Annotated in this window: 17 protein-coding genes; 4 read left to right on the top strand and 13 right to left on the bottom strand. The window is 65.5% G+C overall.

The genetic code is table 11. The features are described from left to right. Positions 1 to 69 precede the first annotated feature (69 nt). Together OKW39_RS08040 and OKW39_RS08035 are read right to left on the bottom strand one after the other, a co-directional pair. Positions 70 to 900 (bottom strand): glycosyltransferase, encoded by an 831-nt coding sequence (locus OKW39_RS08040; RefSeq protein ID WP_090803351.1) that lies wholly within the window; start codon positions 898 to 900, stop codon positions 70 to 72. Further along, on the bottom strand, positions 897 to 2,162 hold the full coding sequence (locus OKW39_RS08035; protein WP_429562389.1) for an oligosaccharide flippase family protein: 1,266 nt from the start codon (positions 2,160 to 2,162) through the stop codon (positions 897 to 899). The genes OKW39_RS08040 and OKW39_RS08035 overlap by 4 nt, the downstream gene beginning before the upstream one ends. Positions 2,163 to 2,504: 342 nt before the next feature. Between OKW39_RS08035 and OKW39_RS08030 the strand changes: the two genes are divergently transcribed. The 4 genes from OKW39_RS08030 (at position 2,505) to waaA (ending at position 7,443) form a co-directional block, all read left to right on the top strand. After that, positions 2,505 to 3,899: a phosphomannomutase/phosphoglucomutase gene (locus tag OKW39_RS08030; protein WP_090803354.1), complete on the top strand. Its 1,395-nt coding sequence runs from the start codon at positions 2,505 to 2,507 to the stop codon at positions 3,897 to 3,899. 175 nt (positions 3,900 to 4,074) lie between these two features. Beyond that, the gene (waaC, locus tag OKW39_RS08025; protein WP_090803356.1) at positions 4,075 to 5,076 is read left to right on the top strand and encodes a lipopolysaccharide heptosyltransferase I; all 1,002 of its coding nucleotides are present in this window, start codon (positions 4,075 to 4,077) and stop codon (positions 5,074 to 5,076) included. Positions 5,077 to 5,156: 80 nt separating this feature from the next. Continuing rightward, positions 5,157 to 6,041, top strand: a complete 885-nt coding sequence (locus tag OKW39_RS08020) for a Kdo hydroxylase family protein (protein WP_184020906.1) — start codon at positions 5,157 to 5,159, stop codon at positions 6,039 to 6,041. 88 nt (positions 6,042 to 6,129) lie between these two features. Then, positions 6,130 to 7,443, top strand: coding sequence for a lipid IV(A) 3-deoxy-D-manno-octulosonic acid transferase (waaA, locus tag OKW39_RS08015; protein ID WP_429562388.1), 1,314 nt, complete (start codon positions 6,130 to 6,132; stop codon positions 7,441 to 7,443). 231 nt (positions 7,444 to 7,674) lie between these two features. On the opposite strand, the gene ureG is transcribed toward waaA, so the two are convergent. From ureG to urtE, 11 genes are all read right to left on the bottom strand, one after another. Next, entirely contained in the window at positions 7,675 to 8,337 is a 663-nt protein-coding gene (gene ureG / locus OKW39_RS08010; protein WP_429562387.1) for an urease accessory protein UreG, read from the bottom strand. 20 nt (positions 8,338 to 8,357) lie between these two features. Then, on the bottom strand, positions 8,358 to 9,038 hold the full coding sequence (locus tag OKW39_RS08005) for an urease accessory protein UreF (RefSeq protein WP_429563472.1): 681 nt from the start codon (positions 9,036 to 9,038) through the stop codon (positions 8,358 to 8,360). Further along, on the bottom strand, positions 9,025 to 9,672 hold the full coding sequence (gene ureE, locus OKW39_RS08000) for an urease accessory protein UreE (protein WP_429562386.1): 648 nt from the start codon (positions 9,670 to 9,672) through the stop codon (positions 9,025 to 9,027). The genes OKW39_RS08005 and ureE overlap by 14 nt, the downstream gene beginning before the upstream one ends. 2 nt (positions 9,673 to 9,674) lie before the next feature. Continuing rightward, on the bottom strand, positions 9,675 to 11,381 hold the full coding sequence (gene ureC / locus OKW39_RS07995) for an urease subunit alpha (protein ID WP_429562385.1): 1,707 nt from the start codon (positions 11,379 to 11,381) through the stop codon (positions 9,675 to 9,677). An 82-nt stretch (positions 11,382 to 11,463) separates the two neighbouring features. Further along, entirely contained in the window at positions 11,464 to 11,769 is a 306-nt protein-coding gene (locus OKW39_RS07990; protein ID WP_018419648.1) for an urease subunit beta, read from the bottom strand. A gap of 25 nt (positions 11,770 to 11,794) precedes the next feature. Further along, positions 11,795 to 12,097: an urease subunit gamma gene (ureA, locus tag OKW39_RS07985; protein ID WP_008923043.1), complete on the bottom strand. Its 303-nt coding sequence runs from the start codon at positions 12,095 to 12,097 to the stop codon at positions 11,795 to 11,797. Positions 12,098 to 12,258: 161 nt separating this feature from the next. Beyond that, positions 12,259 to 13,071 carry a transporter substrate-binding domain-containing protein gene (locus OKW39_RS07980; RefSeq protein ID WP_429335880.1) on the bottom strand — a complete coding sequence of 271 codons (813 nt, stop codon included), beginning with the start codon at positions 13,069 to 13,071 and terminating at the stop codon, positions 12,259 to 12,261. A gap of 215 nt (positions 13,072 to 13,286) precedes the next feature. Further along, entirely contained in the window at positions 13,287 to 14,156 is an 870-nt protein-coding gene (locus OKW39_RS07975) for an urease accessory protein UreD (RefSeq protein ID WP_429362185.1), read from the bottom strand. A gap of 73 nt (positions 14,157 to 14,229) precedes the next feature. Then, entirely contained in the window at positions 14,230 to 14,427 is a 198-nt protein-coding gene (locus tag OKW39_RS07970) for a hypothetical protein (RefSeq protein WP_184059700.1), read from the bottom strand. A 58-nt stretch (positions 14,428 to 14,485) separates the two neighbouring features. After that, entirely contained in the window at positions 14,486 to 14,845 is a 360-nt protein-coding gene (locus tag OKW39_RS07965; protein WP_244144829.1) for a hypothetical protein, read from the bottom strand. 65 nt (positions 14,846 to 14,910) lie between these two features. Then, entirely contained in the window at positions 14,911 to 15,603 is a 693-nt protein-coding gene (gene urtE / locus OKW39_RS07960) for an urea ABC transporter ATP-binding subunit UrtE (protein WP_018419653.1), read from the bottom strand.

Genomic DNA, 15,603 nt, shown 5'->3' with positions numbered 1-15,603 from the left:
TGCGGCGCGAACCTCAGCGAATGAAGCGACAGCGACAGCGGCAACGACAGCGCTCACACGCGGCGCGACTCAACGGTTCGCGCGCGGCGTGAGCAGCGCGCGCTTGACCCGCTGTAACGTGCGATAAGGCAGCATCAGATGCAACAGATTCTTCGCGAGGCCCAACCAGTCGTACGGATTGGCCACGTTGAAGTAGCGCAACTGCAAACGCAGCGTCGAACCGATCTGCCGGCGCCGTTTCGTCGCGCTGATGCCGCCTTCGTTCAGCTCATAGAAAAGGCCCAGTTCCGGCAGATTCGCGCAGTCATAGCGTTCCATCAGACGTACGAACAGATCGAGGTCCTCCGCCGAACGATACGCGGCGCGGTAGTTGCCGACTGTGCGGACGGCATCGATACGCAGCATCATCGACGGATGCGCGAGGCACGAGCGGAAAAAGCGCTGGCGCCGGATCACGTTCGGCTCGGCCGGCGGCGTCAGCATGAAAAGCGGCTCGCCCGTGCGCGTGACGACCTGGGTCCACATGCCGAGGCCCGCCACGTTCGGATGCGCTTGCATGAACGCGCGCTGCTTCGCGAGCCGCTGTGGCACCGCGCGATCGCCCGCGTCGATGCGCGCCGCATAGCGAAAGCCGCGCCGCGCGAGCGCGTCGACGCCGGTTTGCAGCGCACGCTCGATACCGCCGTTCTGCGCCATGCGCAGCACTTCGATCTTCAGGTTCGGCAGCGTGGGCGCGACGATCGGCGGCGTGCTGCCGTCATCGACGATCAGTACGTGCACTAGCGCACTTTCTTCGAACGACGCGAGCGTAGAATCGACGTCCGTCTGACCGTTATAGGCGGGTATCAGCACCGCGACGTCGTCGAGCGTGGTTTGCGCGGTGGCGGATGAGTTCGTCATGGGCGCAATTTGAAACGGATGTAATAAAGATTGACCGAGGCGGCCGCCAGATAGCCGGCCGCGAGGCCGACGAGCGCGCCATACGCGCCGAGCCGCGGGATCGCCAGCAGATTGACCGCGAACGCGACGGCGAGCGCGAGCAGCCACTTGGCGAGCAATACGAACTTGGCCTGATATTTGAGTACGACCAGATTGCCGATCGCCTCGACGCCGGCGGGCACCGACAGCCACACGGCCCAGCGGAAGATTTCGATCGCGCCTTCGAAGTCCGGCCCGGCGAACACACGGCGGATGATGAAGCCCGCGAGCAGATCGAGCACGAACGCGCCGCACACCATCAGCACGGCGGTCAGCGCGGTGAGCCGCCACATGTTGCGGCGCAGTTGCGCGATGCCTTGCACGCGGTAGACGAATGCGGGCGCAATGGTTTGCGCGAGCATCAGCGCGAGCGTGATCCAGTTTTCATTCAACTGCTGGGCGGCCGAGTAGCGACCGAGGTCGGCGAACGAAATCGCGCGCTCGAGCATCAGCCGGTCCAGTTTCAGAAATAGATACATACAGATGAGCCCGAGCCAGAACACGGTGCCCGCGCTCGCGAAGTGCCTGAAGAGCGAACGTTCGACATGCCAGCCCAGCTTGCCGCCATGCCGGCGCATGAAGTAGAGCAACAGCACCGCGCCGATCGCCGCCGATTCGAGCGCCCACAGCCAGCCGAAACGCGCGGGCGCGGCCGTCGCGCGCACCAGCAGATAGACGAGAGCCGCCTTGATCACCGCGGTGCTCATGCTGGTCAGCAATTGCGGCTTGCTGTAGGTCATGCTTTGCAGCCACGCGTTGATCACGCCGACGAACGGCTCGCGAAACAGCATCGTCACCGCGAGGCCGGCGAGCATCGCACCGACGAGCGGTTCGAAGAAGTGCAGCGCAATGCCGAGCCACGTAAGCAGCAGCGCAACGGCCGAGACGGAGATGCGCAACGCGAACGCGCTGCCGAGGACGGTACCGAGTTGTCCGGGCGGCCGGTTGACGATGGTCGGTACGAGGATTTCCGCGCCGCAGACCCAGGTGATCGGCGACAGCACCAGCAGCAGCGTATTCGCGTACTGCCATTTGCCGAACGTTTCGGGCCCGAAGTAACGCGCGAGCATGCCGCTGATCACGATTGCGACGCCGATCTGCGTGAGCCGCTCGAGACCCAGCCAGACGATGTTCGTAAACGCTCGGGTGACGTCGGGATTGGCGAAGCGCTTGACCGTCAGCATCCGTTGGCCGCTCGCCGCTGCGCGTCGGTCAAGCCGCCTCGCACGGCCATGCATGCGGCGCTATGCGCATTCGCCCACCCGGCCGGCAGCCACGGCAACTTTACAAATGGAGGGCGTCTAAGCATTAGAATGGCGGTATTCAGGCTGGTCAGAAAAACGCAATTATAAGTTGGAACCGGACCGCTTCCGGCAAGGGCGCATCGAGGCGCGGTAACAGGTGTTTTTAACGTGAGTATTACCGTGGTTTTTAACGCGAATTTTTACCGCGTTTTAACCGGCGATTGTTACCGGTCGAGGTCGGTGCGCAGGTCAAAATTTTCCATTGCACGCAAGTGAGCCAACATGATCTCCAAATCCATTTTCAAGGCGTATGACATTCGTGGCGTCATTGGCAAGACGCTCGACGCCGACGCCGCGCGTTCCATCGGTCGCGCATTCGGCAGCGAAGTGCGCGCGCAGGGCGGCGACGCGGTCGTGGTCGCGCGCGACGGACGCCTGTCGGGCCCCGAGCTGATCGGGGCGCTGTCCGACGGCCTGCGTGCGGCCGGCGTCGATGTCGTGAACGTGGGCATGGTGCCCACGCCGGTCGGCTACTTCGCGGCGAGCGTACCGTTGAAACTGGCGGGCGGCGAGCGCCGCGTCGACTCGTGCATCGTCGTGACGGGTAGCCATAATCCGCCGGACTACAACGGCTTCAAGATGGTGCTGCGCGGCGCGGCCATTTACGGCGAGCAGATTCTCGCGCTGCATCAGCGCATCGTCGACGAGAACTTCGCCGACGGCAGCGGCAGCTACGCCGAGTACGACATCGCCGACGCGTATCTCGAGCGCATCGCGAGCGACGTGAAGCTCGCGCGTCCGATCAAGATCGTCGTCGATACCGGCAACGGCGTGGCCGGCGAGCTCGCGCCGAAGCTGTTCAGGAAGCTCGGCTGCGAACTCGTCGAACTGTTCACTGAAGTCGACGGCAACTTCCCGAATCACCACCCGGACCCGGCGCACCCGGAGAACCTCGAAGACGTGATTCGCGCGCTGAAGGAAACGGATGCGGAAATCGGCTTCGCGTTCGACGGCGACGGCGACCGCCTCGGCGTCGTCACCAAAGACGGCCAGATCATCTACCCGGACCGTCAGCTGATGCTGTTCGCCGAAGAAGTGCTGTCGCGCAACAAGGGCGCGCAGATCATTTACGACGTGAAGTGCACGCGCAATCTCGCGAAGTGGGTCAAGGACAAGGGCGGCGAGCCGCTGATGTGGAAGACCGGCCACTCGCTCGTGAAGGCGAAGCTGCGCGAAACCGGCGCGCCGCTGGCTGGCGAAATGAGCGGCCACGTGTTCTTCAAGGACCGCTGGTATGGTTTCGACGACGGCCTGTACACGGGGGCGCGTCTGCTCGAGATCCTCACGCGTGTCGCCGACCCGAGCAAGCTGCTGAACTCGCTGCCGAACTCGCACTCCACGCCCGAGCTGCAGCTGAAACTCGAGGAAGGCGAGAACTTCGAGCTGATCGCGCGTATGCAGCAGAACGCGAAGTTCACCGGCGCGGACAACGTCGTGAAGATCGACGGTCTGCGCGTCGAGTATCCGGACGGCTTCGGCCTCGCGCGTTCGTCGAACACGACGCCGGTCGTGGTGATGCGTTTCGAGGCCGACAACGACGCGGCGCTCAAACGCATCCAGGACGACTTCCGCCGCGTGATTCTCGCGGAGAAGGCCGATGCGAAACTGCCGTTCTGACGGCTGAAGTGGCGCTGCGCTTCGAGGTTCGTTAAGACGGCTCGAAGCGTCGCCAATACCGAACGCGGCGCGGGTTGCCTTACCGCGCCGCGTTTTTCATGTCTTTCATGGACGGCGCGCTAGAATTGCGGTCCTTTCAACGCATCTTCGAGCCGGATAGCCGGTTTTCTCACTCTTGAGCGCGCAAAAGATACTGATCGTGAGGGTGTCGTCGCTGGGCGACGTCGTTCACAACATGCCCGTGATCGCCGACATCCGGCGCCGCCATCCCGACGCGCAGATCGACTGGCTCGTCGAGGAAAGCTTCGTCGGGCTCGTGGAACTCGTGGCCGGCGTGCGGCGCGCGATTCCGGTGTCGCTGCGGCGCTGGCGCAAGCGCATCCTGTCCGTCGACAACTGGCGCGAGATCGGCGCGTTTCGCCGCGCGCTCGCCGCCGAGCACTACGATCTGGTGATCGACTGCCAGGGCCTCATCAAGACCGCGTGGCTCGCGAACATGGCGCGCGGACCGCTCGTCGGCCTCGGCAACCGTACCGAAGGCGCCGGCTACGAATGGCCGGTGCGCTTTTTCTACGGGCGGCGCGTGCCGATCGCGCCGCGCACGCACGTGGTCGAACGCACGCGTCAACTGGTGGCCGCGGCGCTGAACGATCCGCCGCCGCAACCTACCGACGACATCGACTTCGGTCTCGACACGGGCCGTGCCGCGCTCGCGCTGTCGCAGGCGAATCTGAATCTGCCGGTGCCGTACGTGGTGTTCGTGCACGCGACTTCGCGCGCCGACAAGCAGTGGCCCGATGCCGCGTGGATCGAACTCGGGCAGGCGCTGGTGCGGCGCGGCGCGTCGATCGTGCTGCCGTGGGGCAGCGACGCCGAGCGCGCGACCAGCGAGCGGCTCGCAAAGGAGTTCGGCGCGGCCGCGATCGTGCCGCCGAAGCTGTCGCTGCCGGCGGTGGTGGGGCTGATCGATGGCGCCGCCGCGACGGTCGGGGTTGACACAGGTCTGGTCCATATCGCGGCGGCGCTGAAGCGGCCCACGGTCGAGTTGTACAATTTCTCGACCGCGTGGCGCACCGGCGGCTACTGGTCGCCGAACGTCGTCAATCTCGGCGCGGCGGGGCAGCCGCCTACGCTGCAGCAGGTGAAGTCGGTGCTTGCCGGCTTCGGGCTGTTGTAACCCGGGCCGGCCGGCATCAGCACCTGCTGCATCCTGTCGGTGCGCTTCGCCTTGCGCACCCTCCGTTCCAAAGGGCGACCATGAACGAAACCCAGATCATCGAAGTAGCGAACGCCGACTGGCACGGCTGCAACCTGTCCGTGCCTCGAGAGACGCTGCTCGCCGGCGTCGAGCGCGGCAAGGTGCTGTACTTCCCGAACCTGCGCTTCGCGATCGACGGTGGCGAGCAGGCGCTGCTCGACCCGGCGCTCGCCGATCCGAACCGCAAGAACATCAGCCTCGAACCGAACGGCGGCGCGCTGCATGGCGTGGCCGGCGATGCGGTCACGCAATCGGCGGTGCGCGCGTTGATCGCGCGTTATCAGGCGAATGCGCGCACGCTCGTCGACGGGCTCTTTCCCGAGTACAGCGGCAAGCTGCGGGTCGCGCCGACGAGCCTGCGGCTGCATCAGGTCGAGACACGCGAAACCTCGTGGCGCAAGGACGATAGCCGTCTGCACGTCGACGCGTTTCCGTCGCGGCCGAATTACGGCGAGCGCATCCTGCGCGTGTTCACCAACGTCAATCCCCATGGCGTGCCGCGCGTATGGCGCGTCGGCGAGCCGTTCGAGGACATGGCGCAGCGCTTCCTGCCGCGTATCAAGCCGCAGATGCCCGGCTCCGCGTGGCTGCTGAACCTGCTGCACGTGACCAAATCGCTGCGCAGCGAATACGATCATCTGATGCTCAGTCTGCACGACGGCATGAAGGCCGACCTCGACTATCAGAAGACGAGCCCGCAACAGACCATGCCGTTTCCACCGGGCAGCGTGTGGGTGTGCTTCTCCGACCAGACCTCGCATGCGGTGATGTCCGGCCAGTTCATGCTGGAGCAGACTTTCTTCCTGCCAGTGAAGGCGATGGCGCAGCCGGAATGCGCGCCGCTCGGCATTCTCGAGCGCCTGAAGGGCAGGGCGCTGGTTTGAGCGCGGCGGTCGATTCGAGGGCCGGGCAGATGCCGGCCCGCATCGCGCGCGTGAGCGCGCTGCGCTTTCCGAATCACGCGGGGCGCCGATGCTAAGGGCGATCTATCGCGCGCTCTGGTGGCTCATCGCGCCGCTTGCGGTGCTGCGTCTGTTGATCCGTTCGCGTAAGGAGCGCGGTTATCGCGAGCATATCGGCGAGCGCTTCGGTTATTCGCGCGGGCGCCTGTTGGAGGACAGCGCGCCGTTGATCTGGGTGCATGCGGTGTCGGTCGGCGAGACGCGCGCCGCGCAGCCGCTGATCGATGCGCTGACGAAGGCGCGCCCCGACGCGCACATTCTGCTTACGCACATGACGCCGAGCGGCCGCGCGACCGGCATCGAGATTTTCGGCGACCGCGTGTTGCGCAGTTATCTACCGTACGACATGCCGCATGCGGTACGGCGCTTCTTGCGCGGGTGGCGGCCGTCGCTCGGTCTCGTGATGGAAACCGAGGTGTGGCCGACCCTGATCGACGAGTGCCGTCGCGCCGACGTGCCGCTCGTGCTGACCAACGCGCGGATGTCGGCACGTTCGTTCAAGCGCGCGGCGAAATTCGGCGGTGCGACGAAGGACGTGTTCGGCGGCTTCGCGCGCGTGCTCGCGCAGAGTCCGTCCGATGCCGAGCGGTTGACCTCGCTCGGCGCGCGCAATGTCGCGGTGCTCGGCAATCTGAAGTTCGACATGAGCACGCCGCCCGAACTCGCGGCACGCGGCCACGCGTGGCGCGCGGCGATCGGCACGCGGCCCGTGTGGGTCGCGGCGAGCACGCGCGAGGGCGAAGAAGCGCTCGTGCTCGAGGCGTTCACGGCGCTCGGCATCGACGATGCGCTGCTGATTCTGGTGCCGCGTCATCCGCAGCGCTTCAATGAAGTCGCGGCGCTCGTCGAGAAAGCGGGGTTGCGGCTCGAACGCCGATCGAGTTGGGCGCCCGATGCGAAGGTCGCGTCGGCGGCGCGCACCGCCGACGATGGCGTGGCGCCGCTGCCTCGCGAGATGAACGTGCTGCTCGGCGATTCGATGGGCGAGTTGGGCGCTTACTACGCGGCGTCGGATCTTGCGTTTATCGGCGGCAGTCTGTTGCCGCTTGGCGGACAGAACCTGATCGAAGCGTGCGCGGTCGGCGTGCCGGTGCTGATCGGGCCGCACGTTTTCAACTTCACGCAAGCCACCGCCGACGCGGTCGCGGCCGGTGCCGCCGTGCAGGTGCAGGACCCGGCCGATCTGGCGCGCGCGCTGCGCGAGCTGTTCGGCGACAAGTCGCGGCGGCTCGCGATGGGCGGTGCGGCTGCCGCGTTTGCGGCGAGGCATCGCGGGGCGACGGCGAGGACGGTGGATGTGTTGGCGGCGTTGTTGCCGGAGTAGTCGCGGAACGCCGGTGACGACCGCGCCGAGCGAATTATTCAAGCCGCAAGCGCCACGCACTTTGTGGCTAACGCTTGCTTATGTGATATGAACCGTCCGAGTGTTATTGCTGCTTCGCGACCGACTCGTCGCTTATTCGGCTTGTGTCGGCGCTACGGCGTCGACCGCTTCCTCTTCCTGCGGAGGTGTGTCCTGCGTGAATGCCATCCTGGCGAGTGAAGCGTCACTTGCTCACACCTTCAACAACCCCTTCTTTTCAATAAACTTCACCACATCATCAAGACCGTCGAGCACCTTCAGATTACACATCACAAACGGCCGCTCGCCGCGCATCTTCTTCGCATCGGATGCCATCACGTCGAGGTTCGCGCCCACCAGCGGCGCGAGATCCGTCTTGTTGATCACGAGCAGATCCGACTTCGTGATCCCAGGTCCGCCCTTGCGCGGAATCTTCTCGCCGCCCGCGACGTCGATCACGTAGATCGTCAGGTCCGACAGCTCCGGGCTGAAAGTCGCCGCGAGGTTGTCGCCGCCCGATTCGATGAACACGATGTCCGCATCCGGAAAACGCGTGAGCATGCGGTCGACCGCTTCGAGGTTGATCGATGCGTCCTCGCGGATCGCGGTGTGCGGGCAGCCGCCCGTCTCGACGCCCATGATGCGCTCGGCTGGCAGCGCGCCCGCGGCGGTCAGCAGACGCTGATCCTCTTTCGTATAGATGTCGTTCGTGATCGCGACGAGGTCGTACTGGTCGCGCATCGCCTTGCACAGCATTTCGAGCAGCGTGGTCTTGCCCGAGCCGACCGGGCCGCCGACGCCCACGCGCAGCGGCGGCAGCTTCTTCGTGCGGATCTGGCTCGCGGTATGGGAAGCGGAATGATGAGATGCGTTCATGATGGATCGTGGGAATCGTGCTAGGAGCGGAAGAGCCGCGAATACTGCGACTCGTGGCGCGCCGACAGAATGCCGAGCTGCGGCGCGAACGTGTTGAGGTCGTCACGCGAGGTCGCGAGCGCGCGCGCGACGGCCGCCTCGATCGGCTCACGCAGCGCGACGATGATGCGTTGTCCTGCGAGTTGGCCGAGCGGCACCGCCTTCAACGCGGCGGCGGCCTGGTTCTCGACCCAGCTGAACGCATAGGCGGCGAGCGCGGCATCGACCGGAGCATCGTGCGCATAGGCGGCGAACGCGAACGCGCTCGGCTGCGCGAGTGGCGTCAGCGACGCGAGCGTTTCGCGCCTCGCCACGTCGCCCCATTCGAGCGACACACACAGCTGTCGCAGCGACCAGCCCATCTGCTCCGTTTCGCGGCGCAGTTCGGCGGACTCGCGACTCGCCAGGAATTCGGCGTTGGCGTCGGCGAGTTCCACGGCGTCGTGCGTGCGCCAGCGTTCGATCTGCTGCGCGAGGAACGGCAACTCGCCGCGCGCGAGCACGTCGGTCAGGCCGCGTTCGATCCATATGCGCGCGGAGTCGGCATCGGTGATGAGCTGCGCTTCAATCGCCGCTTCGAGACCCTGCGAATAACTGAACGCGCCAATCGGCAGTGCTGGCGACGCGAGATGCAGCAGCGCGGTGAATTCAGCGATGCGCATGACGATGCGGGTGGTGTCCATGTCCGCACGATTCGTCGTGCACGTGGTCATGGTCATGGTCATGGTCGTGATCGTGCGAGTGCGAAGAGCCCTCATGGGCATGAGCATGCTCATGCCCATGATGCTCACCAAACACCTGCTGCGCGATTGCATAGTCCTCGGCGAACGTCTCGTCGTGCCCATGCTTATGTCCACCGCCATACGCCCCGGCTTCAGGCTGAAACGGCAGCGACACCCGCTCGACCGTCGCGCCGATGCGCTCGAGCATGTCGGCGAGCACCGGATCGTATTCGAGCTTCAGATAATCGGCGCCCACTTCGACCGGCGTATGACGATTGCCGAGGTGATAGGCGGCGCGCGTCAACGTCAACGCGTCCGATGCGCGTACGACAAGCACGGCTTCATCAGCCGCAACGACACGCACGAGCCCGCCATCATCGGCGACGAGCACGTCGCCATCGCGCAGCACGGTGCCGCGCGGCAACAGCAATGCGATTTCCTCGCCGTCATCGAGCGTCGCGGCGAGACGGCTCTTGCGACGTTCATCGAACGCGAGCGTCAAGGTCGGCGCGCGCTTGACGAGTACCGGCGCGATCTTCAGATGCGGCGCGAGAAGTTTGTTCAGTGTACGCATGATCAGAACAGGAAATAGCGTTGCGCCATCGGCAGCACGGAGGCCGGATCGCAGGTCAGCAACTGGCCGTCGGCGATCACCTGATAGGTTTCCGGATCGACGCTGATGTTCGGGCGCCACGCGTTGTGAATCATGTCGGCCTTCGTCACGTTGCGGCAGTTCTTCACCGCGACGATGCGCTTGTGCAAACCATAGCGTTCGGCCACATTCGCATCGGCGGCGAGTTGCGACACGAAGGTCAGCGACGTACGGCCCAGCGCTCCGCCGCGCGTCGCGAACATCTCGCGATAGTGCACGGGCTGCGGCGTCGGAATCGATGCATTCGGATCGCCCATCTGCGCCATCGCGATCATGCCGCCCTTCAGGATCAGCGACGGCTTGATGCCAAAGAACGCCGGCTCCCAGAACACGAGGTCGGCCCACTTGCCCGGTTCGATCGAACCGACTTCATGCGCGATGCCGTGCGTGATCGCCGGATTGATCGTGTACTTCGCGACATAGCGTTTCGCGCGGAAATTGTCGTGGCGCGCGTTGTCCTCGGGCAGCGCGCCGCGTTGCACCTTCATCTTGTGCGCGGTCTGCCACGTGCGGATGATCACTTCGCCGACGCGGCCCATCGCCTGCGAATCCGAAGAAAGCATCGACAGCGCGCCGAGATCGTGCAGGATGTCCTCGGCGGCGATCGTCTCGCGGCGAATCCGCGATTCGGCGAACGCGATGTCTTCGGCAATCGACGGATCGAGGTGATGGCACACCATCAGCATGTCGAGATGCTCGTCGAGCGTATTGACCGTGTAGGGCCGCGTCGGGTTCGTCGACGACGGCAGCACGTTCGCTTCGCCGCACACCTTGATGATGTCCGGGGCGTGGCCGCCGCCCGCGCCTTCGGTGTGATACGTGTGGATCGTGCGGCCCTTGAACGCGGCGACGGTCGCTTCGACGAAGCCCGCTTCGTTTAGCGTATCGGTGTGGATCGCGACCTGCGTGTCGGTATCGTCGGCGACGCCAAGGCAGTTGTCGATCGCCGCGGGCGTCGTGCCCCAGTCTTCGTGCAGCTTCAAACCGATCGCGCCCGCGGCGATCTGTTCGGTCAGCGGTGCCGGCTGGCTCACGTTGCCCTTGCCGAGAAAGCCGAGGTTCATCGGATAGCCGTCGGCCGCTTGCAGCATGCGTTCGAGATGCCACGGCCCCGGCGTGCAGGTGGTCGCATTCGTGCCGGTCGCGGGGCCGGTGCCGCCGCCGAGCATCGTCGTCACGCCGCTCGCGAGCGCTTCCTCGATCTGCTGCGGGCTGATGAAGTGGATGTGCGTATCGATGCCGCCCGCGGTCACGATCAGCCCTTCGCCCGCGATCACTTCGGTGGCGGCTCCAATCGCGATCGTCACATTCGGCTGGATGTCGGGATTGCCGGCCTTGCCGATCGCCGCGATGCGGCCGTCCTTGATGCCGATGTCGGCCTTCACGACGCCCCAGTGATCGAGGATCACCGCGTTCGTCACGACGGTATCGACGACCTCGGCATGCACGCGCTGCGACTGGCCCATGCCGTCGCGAATCACCTTGCCGCCGCCGAACTTGACCTCTTCGCCGTAGGTCGTGAAGTCGCGCTCGATCTCGATCAGCAGTTCGGTGTCGGCGAGGCGCACGCGGTCGCCGGTGGTGGGGCCGAACATCTCCGCGTATGCGCGGCGGCCAATGCGTAGTGTCATGGTGTGGGTCCGGAATGAGCTACAAGCGAGCGACAGGCAAGGCGGAGCAGGGCGGTCGAAACGCCAGGGCGCGGGCAGCGCATCACAGCTTGCCCATCACCTTGCCGTTGAAGCCGTAGACAATGCGCTCGCCGGCCAGCGCGACGAGTTCGACCGTGCGCTCCTGACCGGGCTCGAAGCGCACCGCGGTGCCCGCCGCGATGTTCAGGCGAAAGCCGCGCGCCGCTTCGCGATCGAACGACAGCGCGTCGTTCACCTCGTAGAAATGGTAATGCGAGCCGATCTGCACGGGACGGTCGCCGGTATTCGACACGACCACCGTGACCGTCGCGCGGCCCGCGTTCAGTTCGTGCTCGCCGTCGTCGATGAGGAGTTCGCCGGGAATCATGGGGCCTGCCTTGACGAAGAGGAGTTCAGGGAATCGGGTGATGGACGGTGACGAGCTTGGTGCCGTCGGGAAACGTCGCTTCGACCTGGATGTCGGGGATCATCTCGGGCACGCCCTCCATCACGTCGGCGCGCGTGAGCAGCGTGGTGCCGTAGTGCATCACCTCGGCGACGCTCTTGCCGTCGCGCGCGGCTTCCATCAGCGCGGCGGTGATGAAGGCGACCGCCTCCGGATAGTTCAGCTTGAGGCCGCGCGCGCGGCGCCGTTCGGCGAGCAGCGCGGCGGTGAAGATCAGCAGCTTGTCCTTCTCGCGAGGTGTCAGCTTCATCGGGTGTGGGTCTCGGCGTTTGATGTGTCGTGGCGGCGTCGTGGTCGCGTCGCGGTGACGGGGGCCTGGCGTCGCGCGATCATCCGGTCACGGTATCAAGTCCGGCTAACGGCGCGCTTACAACTACGTTTGCGACCGCGCATGCCACCGCGTTTGCAGAATTACAGGTCGGCGGGCAGCGGTGCGCCGAACCACTTCTTCGACATCGCACCGAGCGTGCCGTCGTGTTTGGCCTGGGCGATCGCGGCATCGACCTTCTGTTGCAGGCGCGGCTCATTCTTGTTCATGCCGACGAAGCACGGCGAGTTCTTGATCACGAACTTCGGCTCCGGACGGCGCGGCGGATTCTTCGCCAGGATCGCGGCCGCGACGATGTTGCCGGCTGCGATCAACTGCACCTGGCCGGACAGGAACGCGGCGATCGTCGCGTTGTTGTCCTCGAAGCGCTTGATCGTCGCGTTCGGCGCCATCTGCGTGAGACCGATTTCCTCGAGCGCGCCGCGCGTCGCGCCGACGGTCTTGCCGGTGAGATCGGCGGGACCGCTCACCTTGATGTCGGCGGGACCGAACACGCCCTGGTAGTACGGCGCGTACGCGCTCGAAAAGTCGATCACCTTTTCGCGCTCGGGCGTTTTGCCGAGCGACGAGATCACGAGGTCGACCTTGCCCGTTTGCAGATACGGAATGCGGTTCGCGCTGTTGACCGGCACGAGTTCGAGCTTCACGTTCATCGCTTTGGCGAGCAGCGCGGCCGTGTCGATGTCATAGCCCTGCGGCTTCATGTCGGGGCCGACCGAGCCGAACGGCGGATAGTCCTCGGGCACGGCGACCTTCAGCACGCCGGCCTTGGCGATGTTGTCGAGCGTGTCGGCGTGCGCGGGGGCCGCATGAAACGCGAGATCGGCGACGATGGGCAGGGCGAGTAATGCGGCTAGCAAGGCGCGGCGCGCGGAGCGGGAGAGAGTGCGGGTCATGGGCGTGAGCAGTGGTGGTGTCGTGGGTGTCGGGTCGTCGCTGGCTTCATCTTGGCCGGCCGCGAAGTGGCGAGTGCAACGCAAGCTGTGTGCCATCCCTCTGCGGCGTGGCGTGGCGGCGTGCTACGCCAGTTCGCGCACAGGGTTGGGGCGTGCGCGTGCGCCGCCTTGGTGCGCAAACAGCGTGATGAAGACGAAAGCGGGAAGCCGCGCTGTCAGGTCGACCAGATCCGCAACGGCACCGCCGCGACGCCATGCACGACCGGCCGCAATTGCAGCCAACAGCGCGTGAGCGCGTGCTGCAGCGTTTCCATCGAGCGCGACACCGCGCGCACGAGCAGCACGCCGTTCGTCACGCACGACGCGGCCGCTCGCAACGTGTCGTCGAACGGCAGTTGCGCGCTCAGCGATTCGGCGAGCGCGTCGTCGCAAGCGGCGCCTACGGCCCACAGCGTGCCGTAGGCCGGGAAGCCGGCGAGCCCCTGCGGCGCGTCGCGCAGCGGATCGTCGGCGGTGAGGCTCGCGCGTTCGAACCACAGCAGCTCGCCATTAGCGCCGACGATGCGCGACACCGCGCGCAAGCTACCCGCCGACCAGCGTTCGCCGGCCGCCTGACGTCCGAGCTGGGTCGCGTCCCAGCCGATTGCGCTCGCGCCGTCGGCGAGCGTCAGCGAAAAATCGAGGTGCGCGTTCGCGTGATCGAACACGATGTTGTTCTGCGGCAGCCAGTCGAGCTTCGCATGCTCACCGACACGCAGCGCGATGCGCTGCCGCGCCGCGCGGCCGTTCGACTTGTACCACTTGGTTGCGCCCGGCGTCGTCAGCACCGCATGCGTTTGCGCGGCGAGCGTGATGTCGATGTCGAGCTGATCGCCACCCGCGACGCCGCCGGGCGGATGCACGATCACCGCGTGACAGATCGACGGGCCTTCCGGATAGAGCGGCCGTTGCACGCGCAGCGGTCCGTCGTGCAGCCGGTGCGCGAGCGTCGTGCGAGCGTCGCCGCCGACGAAGCCGAGTTCGAGCCGCGCGCGCCACGGCGTGTGCGCGGCGGCGAGCGTGGCGTGGTTTTCGTGAAGCGACATGCGGATGGAGGGGGGAATCGGCGCGTGCGACGAGGATAGCACGCGTGTCGAAGCGCGCAAGCCGCGGCAGCGGCTACGACGCGGTACTCTCGGGCGAGGCTTCGGTCACCGACAGCACCTTGATGCCCTCCCACTGCGGATGCAACAGTCGCAGCAACGCAAGGATCGCGCGGGGGGTGTTTTCCTGGACGGTCAACGAGTCGCTGCCTGTCTGGATGGCTTTCTTGCCATGTTGGCAATACTGATATTCGACGTGAACCGTCACGGACATGCTTTTCTCCCTCTATATCGATGTTGTGTCGCCGACCCAGGCCGTATCGCGGCGGCGTCTAGGGTACGGGTGTCGGCTCGGCGTGATCGTCCACGCCCCGTTCCGCGCGATTGATGAATCCGCAGTCGAGCAATAGCTGACAGAAAGCTTCCGGCGAACACGACGGCCCGGTCGTCCCGGCCATTCTCGCGAGAACGTCGGGGAACGACGCGAGCACGTGCCAGCTGTCGTAATACGCGTGCAGCTGCGGCGCGAGTTCGTTGCCGAGCTTCTCCCAGCGCACCGACAGCATGCCGACCGTACCGCCGCTGTCCACTTCGAATAGACCGAAAGTGACCGCCGACACGACGTTCATCACCCTGCAATAAGAGGCTGGGTTTCTGTAAAACTCGCGTCTGACCTGCTTGTTGTCGTCCATGGTGTCCACCTCGTCGAACCGTTCTAGCCTGTGTAACGGTTGCGCGGCGGATAACTTGAGCTCGCTTACACGGCAATCAATCCCCTTACCCCATCCGCATCCATGTTCGCCCCCTCGCCGCCCGCGACGATCTCGCCGCGACTCATCACCCAGTAACGATCGGCGATCGCTTTGGCGAAGTCGTAGTACTGCTCGACCAGCAGCACGGTCATGCCCATGTCCTCGACGAGCTGCCGCAGCGTGCGGCCGATGTCCTGAATGATCGACGGCTGGATGCCCTCGGTCGGCTCATCGAGGATCAGCAGTTGCGGCTCGCTCATCAGCGCGCGGCCGATCGCGAGCTGTTGCTGCTGACCGCCGGAGAGATCGCCGCCGCGCCGGTTGCGCATGTCCTTCAGTACCGGGAAAAGCTCGTAGATGCGCTCGGGGATTTTCTTCGGCGCCTTTCTGCTCGCGGCGCCCACCAGCAGATTTTCCTCGACGGTGAGGCGCGGAAAGATATCGCGGCCCTGCGGCACGTAGGCGAGCCCCTGAGCGACGCGGGCATGGGTCGGCAGTTTCATCAACTGTTCGCCGCGCCATGCGATCGCGCCGCTTTTCGCGGGCACGACGCCCATCAGGCAGCGCAGCAGCGTGGTCTTGCCGACGCCGTTGCGCCCGAGCAGCACCGTCAGCTTGCCGTCGGGCACCGTGAGCTTCACGTCGCGCAGAATATGGCTGCCGCCGTAGTATTGGTTCAGTCGGTCTACTTCGAGCAT

The organism is Paraburkholderia sp. MM6662-R1 (genome assembly GCF_050436245.1).
GTDB classification, from domain to species: domain Bacteria; phylum Pseudomonadota; class Gammaproteobacteria; order Burkholderiales; family Burkholderiaceae; genus Paraburkholderia; species Paraburkholderia tuberum.
This window is presented reverse-complemented; position numbering and strand designations above follow the sequence as displayed.